Genomic DNA, 13,789 nt, shown 5'->3' with positions numbered 1-13,789 from the left:
TCCAGGGATTTTGGAACGTTCAGGGGGCGGCCATGACGGCAGCATTCACTTTTCCGGGGCAGGGGTCCCAAGCCGTCGGCATGGGCAAGGCGCTCGCCGACTCCTTCCCGGTGGCTCGTTCGGTGTTCGAGGAGGTCGATGCCGCCCTCGGTGAGAAGCTGACGACCATCATTTGGGAAGGTCCGGCCGAGACCCTGCAGCTGACCGAAAATGCCCAACCCGCTCTGATGGCGGTCTCGATGGCAACCTTGCGGGTGCTGGAAACCGAGGCCGGATTCTCGGTCGGACGCGACGCCGCCTTTGTCGCAGGTCACTCATTGGGCGAATACTCGGCGCTGGCCGCCGCCGGCAGCCTGACGATTGCGGATACTGCCCGCCTGCTGCGCACCCGTGGGCTTGCCATGCAGAAGGCCGTTCCGGTGGGCGTCGGCGCCATGGCCGCGCTGCTCGGGATGGATTATGAGGCGGCTGTAGCGGTCGCCGAAGAGGCGGCCCAGGGCGAGGTCTGCCAGGCCGCCAACGACAATGGCGGCGGCCAGGTGGTGGTGTCCGGCAACAAGGCCGCCGTCGATCGCGCCGTCGAGATCGCCCGCGGCAAGGGCGCGAAGCGCGCCATGCTGCTGCCGGTCTCCGCGCCGTTCCACTGCAAGCTGATGCAGCCGGCGGCGGACGTCATGGCGGAGGCGCTGTCCAAGGTCACGATCAAGGCTCCGGCCTCGCCCCTGGTCTCGAACGTACTCGCGGCGCCGATCAGCGATCCCAACGAGATTCGCCGTCGCCTGGTCGAGCAGGTCACGGGTACGGTGCGCTGGCGCGAATCGATCGCATATATGGCGGGCCAGGGCGTGACACGGTTCTTCGAGATCGGCGCCGGCAAGGTGCTCAGCGGCCTGGTCAAGCGGATCGCGGATGGTGCGGTCGGCGTCGCCGTCGGCGGCCCGTCGGATATCGTGGCCGCGAAGGATGCGCTGGCCGCGGCGAAAACGTCGTAAGTGGCCGCTTGGAAGCGGCATTGAGGAGAGTTGGATGTTCGATCTGAGTGGCAGGACCGCGCTGGTGACCGGCGCGACCGGCGGCATCGGCAACGCGATCGCGAAGGCCTTGCATGCCCAGGGGGCGACCGTTGCCGTTTCCGGCACCCGGCGCGAGGTGCTTGAGACCCTCGCCGGCGAGCTGGGCAGCCGTGTGCATGTGCTGCCTTGCAACCTGTCCGACGCGGCCGAGGTCGAGGCGCTGGTGCCGGCCGCCGAGCAGGCGATGGGGCAGGTCGACATTCTCATCGCCAACGCCGGCATCACCCGCGACAACCTGTTCGTGCAGCTCCGCGACGAGGATTGGGACGAGGTGATCAAGGTCAACCTGACCGCGACATTCCGTCTCTCGCGTGCCGCCACCAAGCTGATGATGCGCAAGCGCTTCGGCCGCATCATCGCGATCACCTCGATCGTCGGCGTCACCGGCAATCCGGGGCAGGGCAATTACACGGCGTCCAAGGCCGGCATCATCGGCATGATCAAGACGCTCGGCGCCGAATATGCCAAACGCGGCGTGACCGCCAACTGCATCGCACCCGGCTTCATCAAGACACCGATGACCGACGCTCTGAACGAGAAGCAGCGCGAGTCGATCCTCGCCAAGGTGCCGGCGGCGCGGTTGGGCACGCCGGAGGACATTGCTGCAGCTGCGGTGTACCTCGCCTCCAACGAGGCGGCGTATGTCACGGGGCAGACCATCCACGTCAATGGCGGCATGGCCATGATCTAGGCTCTGCCGTGGCTCGGAATGCGGCGAAAAGACGTCGCGACCACTATACCGGGCCGTGTGGTCAATGATTCGCGTGTATGGTAACCGGGCGGCTGATGGGGGCACGAAGAACGCCATTGCAGGATTTCCAAACCCTGTATATTGGCGGGGCGAGCTGCCATCGTTCGCCGGGCCTCCGTCGGCTGGTGCTGCTGATCCGGGTTCCTGTTTGAGCGCTCTGGATCGGAGGCGTACCGGCCTCATGGAGAGTGTGGATTGGAGTTTGTGAGTGGCCCCGTTTCCGAAGTTTTCGGACCGCAAGTCGTCCGCCAAATTTCGGTAAAGGGGCGCTGCGGGGCAAATCTGGTTTTGCGCGATCGCGAAGGAAGTTTAGCGGCCGGGGTGATGCGGATCATCCGGGGGTCGGGTCTTAAAGGAACAAGCACGAGGTTTGAACGATGAGTGAGATTGGCGAGCGGGTTAAGAAGATCGTGGTCGAACACCTTGGTGTCGAGCCCGAGAAAGTGGTCGACAACGCGAGCTTCATTGACGACCTCGGTGCTGACAGCCTCGATACGGTCGAGCTCGTCATGGCCTTCGAGGAAGAGTTCGGTTGCGAGATTCCGGACGATGCCGCGGAGACGATCCTGACCGTCGGCGACGCCACCAAGTTCCTCGAGAAGAACGCCAAGAGCTGACGCTCCGGCGAGAGTTGCGCGAAACCGGCCGATCCGTCTTGTGCGGTCGACCGGTTTCTTGCTGTTGGCGGCGTCGTGATGAGCCGTCATCTGGCGGCTGGCGATGGACGATTCGGACGCGCTGCCCGGCCAGAACGTGTTACTCGAACAATTGACCCGAGGTGCGGCGACGGCCGTCAGCCGATGCACAAGCGCTCAAGGTCGGGTCTGGAGAAACGAACATGAGGCGGGTTGTCGTCACTGGCCTTGGCATGGTTTCGCCGCTTGGCTGTGGTGTGGAAACGACCTGGCAGCGCATCCTTCAGGGCAAGAGCGGTGCGCGCTTGATCGAGTCGTTCGAGGTCTCCGATCTTCCCGCCAAGGTGGCCTGTCAGGTGCCGCGCGGCGATGGCTCCGACGGCACCTTCAATGCCGACCAGTGGATGGAGCCGAAGGACCAGCGCAAGGTCGACGATTTCATCATTTTCGCGATGGCTGCGGCGCGTCAGGCGCTCGATGACGCCAACTGGCATCCTGCGACGGAAGAGGACCGCTGTGCCACCGGCACGCTGATCGGGTCCGGCATCGGGGGCCTCTCGGGCATTGCCGACACTGCGATCCTCCTGAAGGAGCGCGGTCCGCGCAAAGTGTCGCCCTTCTTCATTCCCGGACGTCTGATCAATCTCGCCTCGGGCTATGTCTCGATCGAGCACGGGCTCAAGGGTCCCAATCATTCGGTCGTCACTGCGTGCTCGACCGGCGCGCATGCGATCGGCGACGCCAGCCGCCTGATCGCGCTCGGCGATGCCGATGTCATGGTCGCCGGCGGCACCGAATCGCCGATTTGCCGAATTGGCATGGCCGGGTTCTGCGCGGCGCGCGCGCTGTCGACCGGATTCAACGAGACGCCCGAGCGCGCGTCGCGCCCTTACGACAAGGATCGCGACGGCTTCGTGATGGGCGAGGGCGCCGGCGTGGTCGTGCTCGAGGAGTATGAGCACGCCAAGGCACGTGGCGCGCGGATCTACGCCGAGGTCTCCGGCTACGGACTCTCCGGAGATGCCTATCACATCACCTCGCCATCTCCGGACGGCGACGGCGGTTTTCGCAGCATGAGTGCGGCGCTGAAGCGCGCCGGTATCACGGCCGCCGACCTCGACTACATCAACGCGCACGGCACCTCGACTCAAGTCGGCGACGAGATCGAACTCGGCGCGGTCGAGCGCCTGCTTGGCAATGCCGCTTCGAAGATCTCGATGTCGTCGACCAAATCGTCGATCGGACATCTGCTCGGCGCGGCCGGCGCCGTCGAAGCCATCTTCAGCATTCTCGCGATTCGGGATAACATCGCCCCGCCGACGATCAATCTGGAGAACCCGTCGGTGGAAACCGCGATCGATCTCGTGCCGCATGCACCTCGCAAACGCGAGATCAACGTGGCACTGTCGAACTCGTTTGGTTTCGGCGGCACCAACGCGTCGGTGGTTTTACGGCGCGTGGTGACCTAGTGCGGAAGGACGGATGCCGCGCGGGCCGATTGTCGCTTGGTCACGCGGATATCCGACTGCAGCCACACTAGAACCCAAGACTTCGCGTGTCTTTCGCAGGTCGGCCTTCGGCGCCGATGCGGTAAGTGGATGCGCATGGCGGTGAGGCCCGGCGAAAACACCTTTTCGCCGTATTCGATGACGAGATGACGAATCGTTAAATGGGCGTGGACTTCAGGTCGCTTGCGTTGGGGAGCGCACGGCCACGACGAGAGCGACAGGACTGAAGGTTGCATCGATGAGTGAACGGCCGCCCATCTCGCCCCGCAGCCCGCGCGCAGCGCTGGAGCCGGAACGCGTGCCGCCGCCGCGCCGCTCCGACCGCGCCCGCAATCCGTTCGTGGTTGTCGGCAACGCGATCATCACCTTGCTCATCCTGGCCATGCTCGGCGTGGGCGCGGCCTACTATTATGGACGGCAGATCCTGGAAGCGGCAGGACCGCTGCAGGAGGACAAGGTCGTCAACATCCCGCAGCGCGCGGGCAAACGCGATATTGCCGACGTGCTCGCGCGTGAAGGTGTGATCGACGTCAATCCGTGGATCTTCATCGGTGGAGTCTATGCCCTGAAGGCCAGTTCCGACCTCAAGCCGGGCGAGTATGCGTTCCAGAAGAATGCATCGTTGCGCGACGTGATTGGCGTCATCGTCGAAGGCAAGGTCGTGCAGCATTCGGTGACCGTGCCCGAGGGCCTGACGTCAGAGCAGATCGTGGCCCGCCTGTCCGAGAACGAGATCTTCACCGGCAGCGTCCGCGAGATTCCGCGCGAAGGCACGTTGTTGCCGGAGACCTACAAGTTTCCGCGCGGCACCAGCCGCGATCAGGTCGTGCAACGCATGCAGCAGGCGCAGAAGCGCGTGTTGGCCGAGATCTGGGAACGGCGTAGTCCGGATCTGCCGGTCAGGACGCCGGAGCAGCTGGTGACGCTGGCTTCGATCGTCGAGAAGGAGACCGGCAAGCCCGACGAGCGCAGCCGGGTGGCCGCCGTGTTCGTCAACCGGCTGAAGCAGAGGATCAAGCTGCAGTCCGATCCGACCATCATCTATGGTCTGGTCGGCGGCAAGGGCACGCTGGGCCGTCCGATCAAGCGCAGCGAGATCACCCAGCCGTCGCCCTACAACACCTATGTGATCGAGGGCCTGCCGCCGGGACCGATCTCCAACCCCGGCCGCGCCTCGCTGGAGGCGACGGCCAATCCGGCGCGCACGCGCGATCTCTATTTCGTCGCCGACGGCACCGGCGGCCATGCTTTCACCGAAACCTACGACCTGCACCAGAAGAACGTCGCCAAGCTCAGGGCGATGGAGCGGCAGACCCAGAACGACACCGTCGAGCCCGACGAGGCGCCGCCTGCCGTCGCGGGTGGCGCGGCCGATCCGGCGGCCGGAGCGACCCCACGGGCGCCCGCAGCGGCAAAGAAGCCGCCGGCCAACCGCGCCACCGGCGGAGTTGCACCGGGGGCCGCACCTGGCAACGGCGCCCGTCAGGGGGCGGCGCAGCCGAGCCCGCCGGTCGTTCAGCAATAATTTCCCACGCATGTCGGCCGCGCAGAACCGGGCTTAACATTTGCCCAAAAGGCCGTAAGGTTCGCGCACTTTCGGCGGGGGTTGAGTCTGTCCCCGTTCCCAATGTGCCGGAGACATGGACGAAATGGCGCTGTCGAGCATGACCGGCTTTGCCCGTAGCCACGGGGCAAGCGGTCCCTACTCGTTCGAGTGGGAGTTGAAGTCGGTCAACGCCAAGGGATTGGACGTCCGGGTGCGATTGCCGCAGGGCTGGGACGAGGTCGAGGCCTTCGCCAAGAAGCGCGCGACGGAAGTCCTGTCGCGCGGCACGGTCTATGCGAATCTCACCGTCAAGCGCACCGAGACCGGGTCGACGGTGCGAATCAACGAGGACGTGCTGGCTGCGGTGGTGAAGATGGCGAGCTCGCTCGCCGGCAGGATTGACGCGGTCGCACCGAGCATTGACGGGCTGCTGTCGATCAAGGGCGTGATCGAGGTGGCCGAGCCGGAGAGTGACGAGGCCGAGGACAAGGCCGCCAAAGAGGCGGCGATTGCAGGCTTCGACACCGCTCTGAAACATCTCGTCGAGATGCGCCGGCGCGAGGGCGACACGCTCGGTCAGATCCTCAATCAGCGCGTCGACGAAATCGAGGCGTTGGCGAAAAGGGCGGAGGCGTCGCCGGGCCGCAAGCCCGAGGCGATCAAGGCGCGGCTGGCCGAACAGGTGGCAGCCCTGCTCGAAACCTCCGACCGCTTCGATCCCGATCGCCTGGCGCAGGAGGCGCTGCTGATCGCGGCCAAGGCCGACGTGCGCGAGGAACTCGATCGCATCGCCTCGCACATCGCGCAGGCGCGCGAGATGCTCGGCAAGGGCGGGCCCGTCGGCCGCCGGCTCGACTTCCTCGCCCAGGAATTCCATCGCGAGGTCAACACCACCTGCTCGAAGTCGAACGACATCGAGCTGACGAACATCGGCCTGGAGATGAAGACCGTGGTCGAGCAGTTTCGCGAACAGGTTCAGAATCTGGAGTGATCCATGGCGGCTCACGACGGAAGCTTCGATGGGGTCGAGCGGCGCGGGCTGATGTTCGTGCTGTCATCGCCTTCGGGGGCAGGCAAGACGACGCTGTCGCGCCTGCTGATCGAGCGCATGTCGGGCCTGCGGATGTCGGTCTCGGCGACGACGCGTCCGATGCGGCCTGGTGAGGTCGACGGCCGCGACTATCACTTCGTCGACCGGGCGCGCTTCGAGGACATGGCCAAGCGCAACGAGCTGCTCGAATGGGCCACCGTGTTCGACAATCGCTATGGCACGCCGCGCGCGCCGGTCGAAGCGGCGTTGTCGGCGGGCCAGGACGTGCTGTTCGACATCGACTGGCAGGGCACGCAGCAACTGCGCGAGAAGGCGCGGCAGGACGTCGTCAGCGTGTTCATCCTGCCGCCGTCCGCCGCCGATCTGGAGAAGCGTCTCCACACGCGCGCGCAGGACTCCAACGAGGTCATCCGCGGGCGCATGAGCCGCGCCAGCCACGAGATGAGCCACTGGGCGGAGTACGACTACATCGTCATCAACCGCAACGTGGACGATGCGTTCGCCGAGGTGCAGTCGATCCTCAAGGCCGAGCGCCTGAAGCGCGAGCGCCGGACCGGATTGACGACCTTCGTGCGCGAACTGCAGCGCCAGCTCGAGAGCTGAAACGCCTTCCGTCTACGCCCGCCGGCCGAGGCGCGCCAGGATGTCCTGGATGCCGTCGAGCTCATCATCCTGCTGAATGTTGCGCGGCCGCGGCCGCAGCGCCGGAGGCCGCGGAATGAAGTCGAGCGGCGGGGTCGCCGGATCCTCGAACGGCGTCGGCACGAACAGGGGACGCTGCTGCGACGGGCGCTGTGGCTGCTGCTGCGCCTGCGGTCTGTCGATAGGTAGCGCGGCGGGGATCGACGACCGCGATTCCAGGAGACTCATCAGTCGGGCCGCGGGATCATCATGCATGTGCACGACGTCCTGCTGAGCCTCGACGGAGAACTCCTCCTGCTGCGGCTCTGCCTCCAGCTCGTCTTCGGGCAATGAAAAGCGCGACTGCAGAAGGTTGATCAGCGCCGCCGCAGGATCGTCGAGCTCATCGTCTTCGGCGGCAGGGGCTTCCGACATCATCGCGGGTCCGCCCACGGCGATGTCATCGTCAGGCTGAGGGGCCGGTTGTCGTGCCGCATGCGCGCGAAGCGTCTCGATCAGTGCGGCCGCTGGATCGGCTGGCGCCGTTGACGGCGCGCGCGGGGAGGCAGGCCGATCGGGCGTCCCGGGAACGGGCTGAGCGACGGGCTGGCCGCCACGCGGATGGTTCGTCAGGTGTTGCGACGCCTGCGTGGTCCGGGGTGCAGCGTCCGCCTGCGTTGGCGGAGCCGTCTCAGCGAGGGCCGCTGCAGCCGGATCATCGCTAGCCTCGCCGGGTTGCGTGGCGTGCCGCTTGGCCGCGCGCGACACCAGCAGCGCGGCAATCACCTTGGCGGCGTCGATCGGAGCGCCGGCAGAGGGGGACGTGACATCGCTGCTTCGGGCCTTGCGCAGCGCCGACACGATTTCGCTGACGTCGACAGGGGCAGGTGGGGCGGCGGTCGCGGCAGCTTGCGCCGGTGGCGGGGCGGCTGGCGGCATTGCTGCGGCTGCCTGGATGCGGGTGGGATTCGCTGGTTCAACCCGCTGCGCCGCCGGCCAGGGCTCGGCGGGCGCGGTCGGTGCCGCATAGGTCGGCGAGCGCGGCGAGGCGGCTGCAGCGGCGGCGCTCGCCTGGGCTGCTGCAATCTTGGCGGCAGCGGCCTGCGCGGCGGCCATCTGGGCAGCCGTCAGTTGTGCCTGCGCCGGAGCAGCAGGCGATGCGGCAGTTGCGGCAACCGGCGACGGCGGCGCGTTGGTCGCAGCGATCTGTGCCCCGGAAGGCTCGGCCCGGCGCACTGCTGCGCGATCCACCAACTCATCGACCGCCTGCCATACTGCGTCGGTGGATTGTGATCGTTGCATCTCCGCAGCCGCGTCCCGGTCGCGTCGGCGTGCGGCCACGGCCGGGTGATCCTGATGCTGGGGAGACGGCGCCGGTCGCTGCGCACGGGGGTCGATCTGGTCCGTTGAAGCGGACAGCCGCGCGCTGGCGAGGTCGAGCGCCGAAGCCGGCTGGGAGCCGCGGCCGCCGCCTGGATGGGATGGTGCCGCCGGCATGCTGCCGCGGCTCGCACGCATCCCGCCCTGCGGCGCCTTGGAGCGTGGTTTGATGCGACTACGGCGCATCCGTACTGCGTCCGCGTGCCAGCTGCCGTTGCGCCGTTGCCGCCGCCCCATCCGGCTGAGCCGATAGAGCGCGCTGGCCAGCAGTCCTGAAATCGCGAGTGCACCGATGACCACGAGCATGAGCACGTGGATGGGCGCTTCGGGCTTGCTCGGCTTGGGTGCGATGATCGGCCCGTCGGCAGTCGGCGCCGCATTCGCGTCCGGCTCCGCATTGCCGTCGTCGGCCATTGCCGGTGGTGGCGCATCGGCGGCGATCGGGTCCGCCTGTTGCGGCGGGGCAGAGGGCCAGGGCGAGCTATCGAGGCTGCGCGGCAGGCTGGTGTCCGATGCCGTCAGCGTCGTCGGCGTGGCGAGATTCTGCGGCTTCGGCGTGCCCCGCACGGCGAGATCGGCACGCAGCCGCGGCTGCGGCGCTTCGGCGAGGGCGTCGCTGGTGCGAGCGACTGGGCCATCGGTGCGTCTCGGCGTCAGTTTGGGTGGAGCGGGCTGGGCGAAGTCCCAGGGAGTCGGCTGCTGCGCGGCCCGCATCGGTGCCGCGGCGTCACGGGTATTGCCGTTGGCGTCTTTCAGATACCAGCAACGCCGATTGGTGCCACGATCGAAACGATAGTACCAGCGTTGCGCGTCAGACTTCTCTCCCGTCGGCTCGGTCAGACATTCCTCCGCCGCCAACACGACGCGCGGCAGCACGAGCACGACGGTGCCGGCGATTCCGGCTGCAATGGCAAACGCAACTCCTGCCGTTCGGCTTGCCATTGAAGACTCCGGATACGCTTACGCAACGGCGCGTTCTCGGAGAGAAGTTGGGTGGCAATGAGCCGCAATTCCGGATTAATTCTGTCGCGATCCTTTCGTGCCCGAGTGCGGCTTTTTTCCCACAAAAGGATCCGCATCCCGCCTCGATTTTGGCCGCGCTAGCGCGCCAAATCGGTCACATCCGTGAAGATGGACCTGACTTTTCACCCTCAGGGATCCGAGGCGCGGCGCCGACAACCTCTACGTTTGTGGACAAATGATTGGCCACGGCGGCAGCGGTGCAGCACCGCCGCCGCGTGCGATGTCGCAACGGACGAGGGATCAGTTCGTCAGCACCACACGTCCGACCACATGGCCGGCGCGCAGTGCATCGATCCACTTCTGTACGTCAGCCATCGGCTCCTCGCGCATCGGCGGCGGCTTGATCTTGCCGGCGCGCGCGAGCGCCATCAACTCGTGCGCCTCAGTCAGCGTGCCGACCATGAAGCCCTCGATGGTCATGCGCTTGTACACCCATTGAACCATCGGCAGGGTGAACTGGCCGCCCATCAGTCCGGAGACGACGATCTTGCCGCCGCGTGCAACGACGGACACCGCAAAGGCCATCGACTTCTCGTTGCCGGCGAAGTCGACGACCTCGTCGAAGCCGCCCTCGGTCTCCTTGAGGATGCGCTTGATCACATCCGGCTCGGCCGGATCGTAGGCCGTCGCGGCGCCATTCTTCAGCGCGGTCTCGCGCGCGGCCGCCGAGAGGTCGGCCACCGAGATCGGTTGCTTGAACATCGCCTGCGCGAACGACAGGCCCATCATGCCGACGCCGCCGAGTCCGATCAGCAGCAGATTGCGCTGGCGCGGCCGATCCACGAGGCGCTTGAGCGCGCCATAGGCCGTTACGCCGGAGCACATCAGCGTCGCGGCCTGATTGACCGGCAGCGGATCGTATTCCAGCAGATACTTCGCATCCGGCACCAGCACGTGGGTGGCGAAGCCGCCGTCAATCGAGACGCCGAGGAAGCGCTGCTTGGCGCACAAATTCTCGTCGCCATTGGCGCAGTCGCGGCATTGGCCGCAGCCGATCCACGGAAACACTGCGCGGCGCGCGCCGATCAGTTCCTTCGGCACGTCGGGTCCGACCTCATCGACGACGCCGGCAATCTCGTGTCCGAGCGTGAAGGGGAGGGTCATGCCGCGCGTGGTGTCCAGGCGCTTGCCGCCGCCGAGATCGGCATAGCCGTCCTGGATATGCAGGTCGGAGTGGCACAGGCCGCAGCGCTCGATGCGAACCAGAACTTCCCGGCCTTGCGGCTTCGGCGTCTCGACGATGGTTTCGCACAGCGGTGCGTCGAACTTGACGAGCGACTGACGGCGCATCAACGCCATGATGAAACTCCCTGAAATGCTTGTTGATTAAGACTTGTTCGCGTCGCGACTATTGGTCAATTCGCGGGCCATGGCAACAAAGCCCGACACCGGAATGGTCTCGGCGCGGCGGGTGGGATCGACGCCTGCGGCGGCCGCGAGCCGCGCGGGATCCGCCGGCAGCGACTTCAGGCTCTGCCGCAGCATCTTGCGGCGCTGGCCGAAGGCGGCGGCGGCGACCTGCTCGAGCGCGCGGCGGTCGCAGGGTTCGGGCGACGGGCGCGGCACCAGCCGCACCACGGACGACGTGACCTTCGGCGGCGGCACGAAGGCGGATGGCGAGATGTCGAACAGGATCTTGGTCTCGCAGCGCCAGTTGGCGAGCACGCCGAGCCGGCCATAGGCGTCCTCGTTCTCGCGCGCGACGATGCGCTCGGCGACCTCGCGCTGAAACATCAGCACCATCATGTCGTACCAGGGCGGCCACGGCTCTGCGGAAAGCCAGCCGATCAGGAGGTGCGTCGCGATGTTGTAGGGCAGGTTGGCGACGATCTTCGCCTTGGTGCTGCCGAGGTAGGGACGGACGTCGAAGGTCCGGGCGTCGGTGCAGACGATTTCGAGCCGCCCCGGATAGCGCGCGGCGATCGCCTGCAGCGCCGGGATCGCGCGCTCGTCGTGCTCGACCGCGATCACGTGGCGCGCGCCGAGCGCGAGCAGCGCCCGCGTCAGACCTCCCGGACCGGGGCCGATCTCCACCACGGTGGAGTCCTCCAGCGGGCCGGCGGCGCGCGCGATCCGGGCGGTGAGATTGAGATCGAGCAGGAAGTTCTGGCCGAGCGCCTTGCGCGCCGACAGCTGATGATCGCGAATGACCTCGCGCAGCGGCGGGAGGTCGTCGATCGCGCTCATGACGACTGGCTGGCCATGCGCGCCGCGAGCTCGAGCGCCGCGATCAGGCTCGCCGGATTGGCGGTGCCCTTGCCGGCAATGTCGAACGCCGTGCCGTGGTCGGGCGAGGTGCGGATGAAGGGCAGGCCGAGCGTCACGTTGACGCCGTCGTCGAACGCCAGCGTCTTGATCGGGATCAGTGCCTGATCGTGGTACATGCAGATGGCGCAGTCATAGGTCTTGCGCGCGGCTTCATGAAACATCGTGTCTGCCGGCAGCGGTCCCTGCACGTCGAGGCCGGCATTGCGCAAGGTTGCGATCGCGGGCGCGATGATCGTGTCCTCTTCGGTGCCGAGCGTGCCGTCCTCGCCCGCATGCGGATTGAGGCCCGACATCGCAATGCGCGGCCGCGATACGCCGAAATAGCGGCGCAGGCTCGCCGCGACGATTCGCGTCGTCGACGTGATCAGCGGGCTCGTCAGCTGGTCGATCGCATCGCGCAACGCGACGTGGATCGTCACGGGCACCACGGCGAGAACAGGCGACCACAGCATCATGACCGGCTGTGGCGTGGCTCCACCATCCGCGGCGAGCTCGGCGAGAAATTCGGTATGGCCGGGATGCGAGAAGCCGGCACGGTAGAGCACGGCCTTGGCGATCGGGTTGGTCACGACGGCGCTGGCGCGTCCGGCCCTCACGTCGGCCACGGCCTCCCGGATCGAGCCGATGGCCGCCTCGGCACTCGTCATGTCCGGGCGGCCCGGCAGGGCCGTCACGGCGTGCCCGGTGGGGACCACGGGCAGCGCGGTCGCAAACGCCTGCGCCGCTTGTTCGGGACGAACCTCGTCCACGGTGACGGGGAGGTCGAGCAGCTTGGCGCGCTGAGCCAGGAAGGCAGGATCACCGCGCACGTAGAAGGCGGGGAGGCCGAGCTCGGTGCGGCGCAGCCACGCCTGCAGGGTGATGTCGGGGCCGATGCCTGCCGGTTCCCCCAGGGTCAGCGCGAGCGGCTTCGTCATCAGCGATATTCGATCATCGCCGCCTTGCGGACTTCCTGCAGATAGGCCTTGGAGGTGGCCTCGTATTTCTTGGTGTACATCTGCTCCTTGATCTCGCGCTTCTTCGGCGTGTCGATCGTGGTCGGAGTCCGCGAGCAGAGCGCCACCATCTGAATGCCCTGCCGCGTCGCTTCCGGCGGTGTCAGGTGGCCGATCGGTGTGTCATCGAGCAGCTTGCGCAGATTCGGCGGAATGTCGGCGGACGTCTTGACGACGATTTCCTTGATGACCGCGTTCGCCGTCGTCTTGAAGATGTTGTTGGCTTCGGCGCAGGTCTGCACCCGTGAGCGCAGCGCCTCCGCCTCCTTGTGACGTGCTTCCATCAAGCCCTGGTTCGAGGAGTTCGACACGATCAGCACGATCGGCTGCATCTTGTACTCGAACGCCTGGCCCTGCTGATCGCCGTCGCCGCCGGCGGCGGCGACAGCCGCGGCGACGTCCTTGTCGGAGACGAGCAGGCGCTCCTTGTAGCGGCCGCGCACCAGGCTGCTCCAGACGATCTCGGCCTTGATGCGGGCCTTCAGCGTCTCCGGCCGCACGCCCTGGCTCTCCAGCGATTTGGTCAACTGTTCCGGGTTGAGTCTCATGCGAGAGCCCATGCCAGCAAACGATTGGTCGACGTCGGAGGCGGTCGGCTCGACGCCGAACTTCTTGCCTTCCTTGATTTTCACCTTGTCGTCGATCAGCTCGTCGATGATCTCCTGGCGGGACTGATGCTTGCGCGTGCTCAGGAAGTTCAGCTTGGTGCGCTGCTCGATGTCATAGTCGGTGATGGGATCGCCATTGACCATGACGACGATGCTCTGGGCGCGAGCCGACATCGTTCCGATGCCGCAGGCGAGTGCGGCAAGAGTGCAGATGGCCAGGGCCCGAAGGCGAGGAGAGAACGCGATCGTCATGACCAAGCTTCGCTGTCGCTATTGATCCAACTGGAAGCCGCGCCACGGCTCCCGACGAGGGACTTTCGAACCCCACGG

General features: G+C 66.6%; 12 protein-coding genes. 7 read left to right on the top strand and 5 right to left on the bottom strand.

The features are described from left to right. Positions 1-32: 32 nt before the first annotated feature. From fabD to gmk, 7 genes are all read left to right on the top strand, one after another. Positions 33-992 carry an ACP S-malonyltransferase gene (gene fabD / locus ACQR0U_RS08360; RefSeq protein WP_434842961.1) on the top strand — a complete coding sequence of 320 codons (960 nt, stop codon included), beginning with the start codon at positions 33-35 and terminating at the stop codon, positions 990-992. Between the two features lie 34 nt (positions 993-1,026). Further along, on the top strand, positions 1,027-1,764 hold the full coding sequence (gene fabG, locus ACQR0U_RS08355) for a 3-oxoacyl-[acyl-carrier-protein] reductase (protein WP_316170410.1): 738 nt from the start codon (positions 1,027-1,029) through the stop codon (positions 1,762-1,764). Positions 1,765-2,201: 437 nt separating this feature from the next. Further along, positions 2,202-2,441 carry an acyl carrier protein gene (locus ACQR0U_RS08350; RefSeq protein WP_006610957.1) on the top strand — a complete coding sequence of 80 codons (240 nt, stop codon included), beginning with the start codon at positions 2,202-2,204 and terminating at the stop codon, positions 2,439-2,441. Between the two features lie 221 nt (positions 2,442-2,662). Continuing rightward, positions 2,663-3,928: a beta-ketoacyl-ACP synthase II gene (gene fabF, locus ACQR0U_RS08345; protein ID WP_315712404.1), complete on the top strand. Its 1,266-nt coding sequence runs from the start codon at positions 2,663-2,665 to the stop codon at positions 3,926-3,928. A 277-nt stretch (positions 3,929-4,205) separates the two neighbouring features. Next, the gene (gene mltG, locus ACQR0U_RS08340) at positions 4,206-5,492 is read left to right on the top strand and encodes an endolytic transglycosylase MltG (RefSeq protein ID WP_315826791.1); all 1,287 of its coding nucleotides are present in this window, start codon (positions 4,206-4,208) and stop codon (positions 5,490-5,492) included. Positions 5,493-5,616: 124 nt separating this feature from the next. Continuing rightward, positions 5,617-6,504 (top strand): YicC/YloC family endoribonuclease, encoded by an 888-nt coding sequence (locus ACQR0U_RS08335; protein WP_315712651.1) that lies wholly within the window; start codon positions 5,617-5,619, stop codon positions 6,502-6,504. Between the two features lie 3 nt (positions 6,505-6,507). Next, complete coding sequence (gmk, locus tag ACQR0U_RS08330; RefSeq protein WP_316170412.1) at positions 6,508-7,167, top strand: guanylate kinase; 660 nt, start codon at positions 6,508-6,510, stop codon at positions 7,165-7,167. A 12-nt stretch (positions 7,168-7,179) separates the two neighbouring features. Here gmk and ACQR0U_RS08325 read toward each other — a convergent pair whose 3' ends face one another. From ACQR0U_RS08325 to ACQR0U_RS08305, 5 genes are all read right to left on the bottom strand, one after another. Continuing rightward, on the bottom strand, positions 7,180-9,447 hold the full coding sequence (locus ACQR0U_RS08325) for a hypothetical protein (protein ID WP_434842962.1): 2,268 nt from the start codon (positions 9,445-9,447) through the stop codon (positions 7,180-7,182). A gap of 381 nt (positions 9,448-9,828) precedes the next feature. Then, positions 9,829-10,887 carry an alcohol dehydrogenase gene (locus tag ACQR0U_RS08320; protein ID WP_315712400.1) on the bottom strand — a complete coding sequence of 353 codons (1,059 nt, stop codon included), beginning with the start codon at positions 10,885-10,887 and terminating at the stop codon, positions 9,829-9,831. A gap of 27 nt (positions 10,888-10,914) precedes the next feature. Next, complete coding sequence (rsmA, locus tag ACQR0U_RS08315; RefSeq protein WP_434842963.1) at positions 10,915-11,775, bottom strand: 16S rRNA (adenine(1518)-N(6)/adenine(1519)-N(6))-dimethyltransferase RsmA; 861 nt, start codon at positions 11,773-11,775, stop codon at positions 10,915-10,917. Next, entirely contained in the window at positions 11,772-12,773 is a 1,002-nt protein-coding gene (gene pdxA / locus ACQR0U_RS08310) for a 4-hydroxythreonine-4-phosphate dehydrogenase PdxA (RefSeq protein ID WP_434842964.1), read from the bottom strand. Before pdxA ends, rsmA begins: the two co-directional genes overlap by 4 nt. Next, positions 12,773-13,711, bottom strand: a complete 939-nt coding sequence (locus ACQR0U_RS08305; protein ID WP_315712396.1) for a SurA N-terminal domain-containing protein — start codon at positions 13,709-13,711, stop codon at positions 12,773-12,775. The genes pdxA and ACQR0U_RS08305 overlap by 1 nt, the downstream gene beginning before the upstream one ends. Between the last annotated feature and the right edge of the window lie 78 nt (positions 13,712-13,789).

The sequence above is a fragment of the Bradyrhizobium sp. HKCCYLRH3097 genome (assembly GCF_051167875.1).
Lineage (GTDB): Bacteria > Pseudomonadota > Alphaproteobacteria > Rhizobiales > Xanthobacteraceae > Bradyrhizobium.
This window is presented reverse-complemented; position numbering and strand designations above follow the sequence as displayed.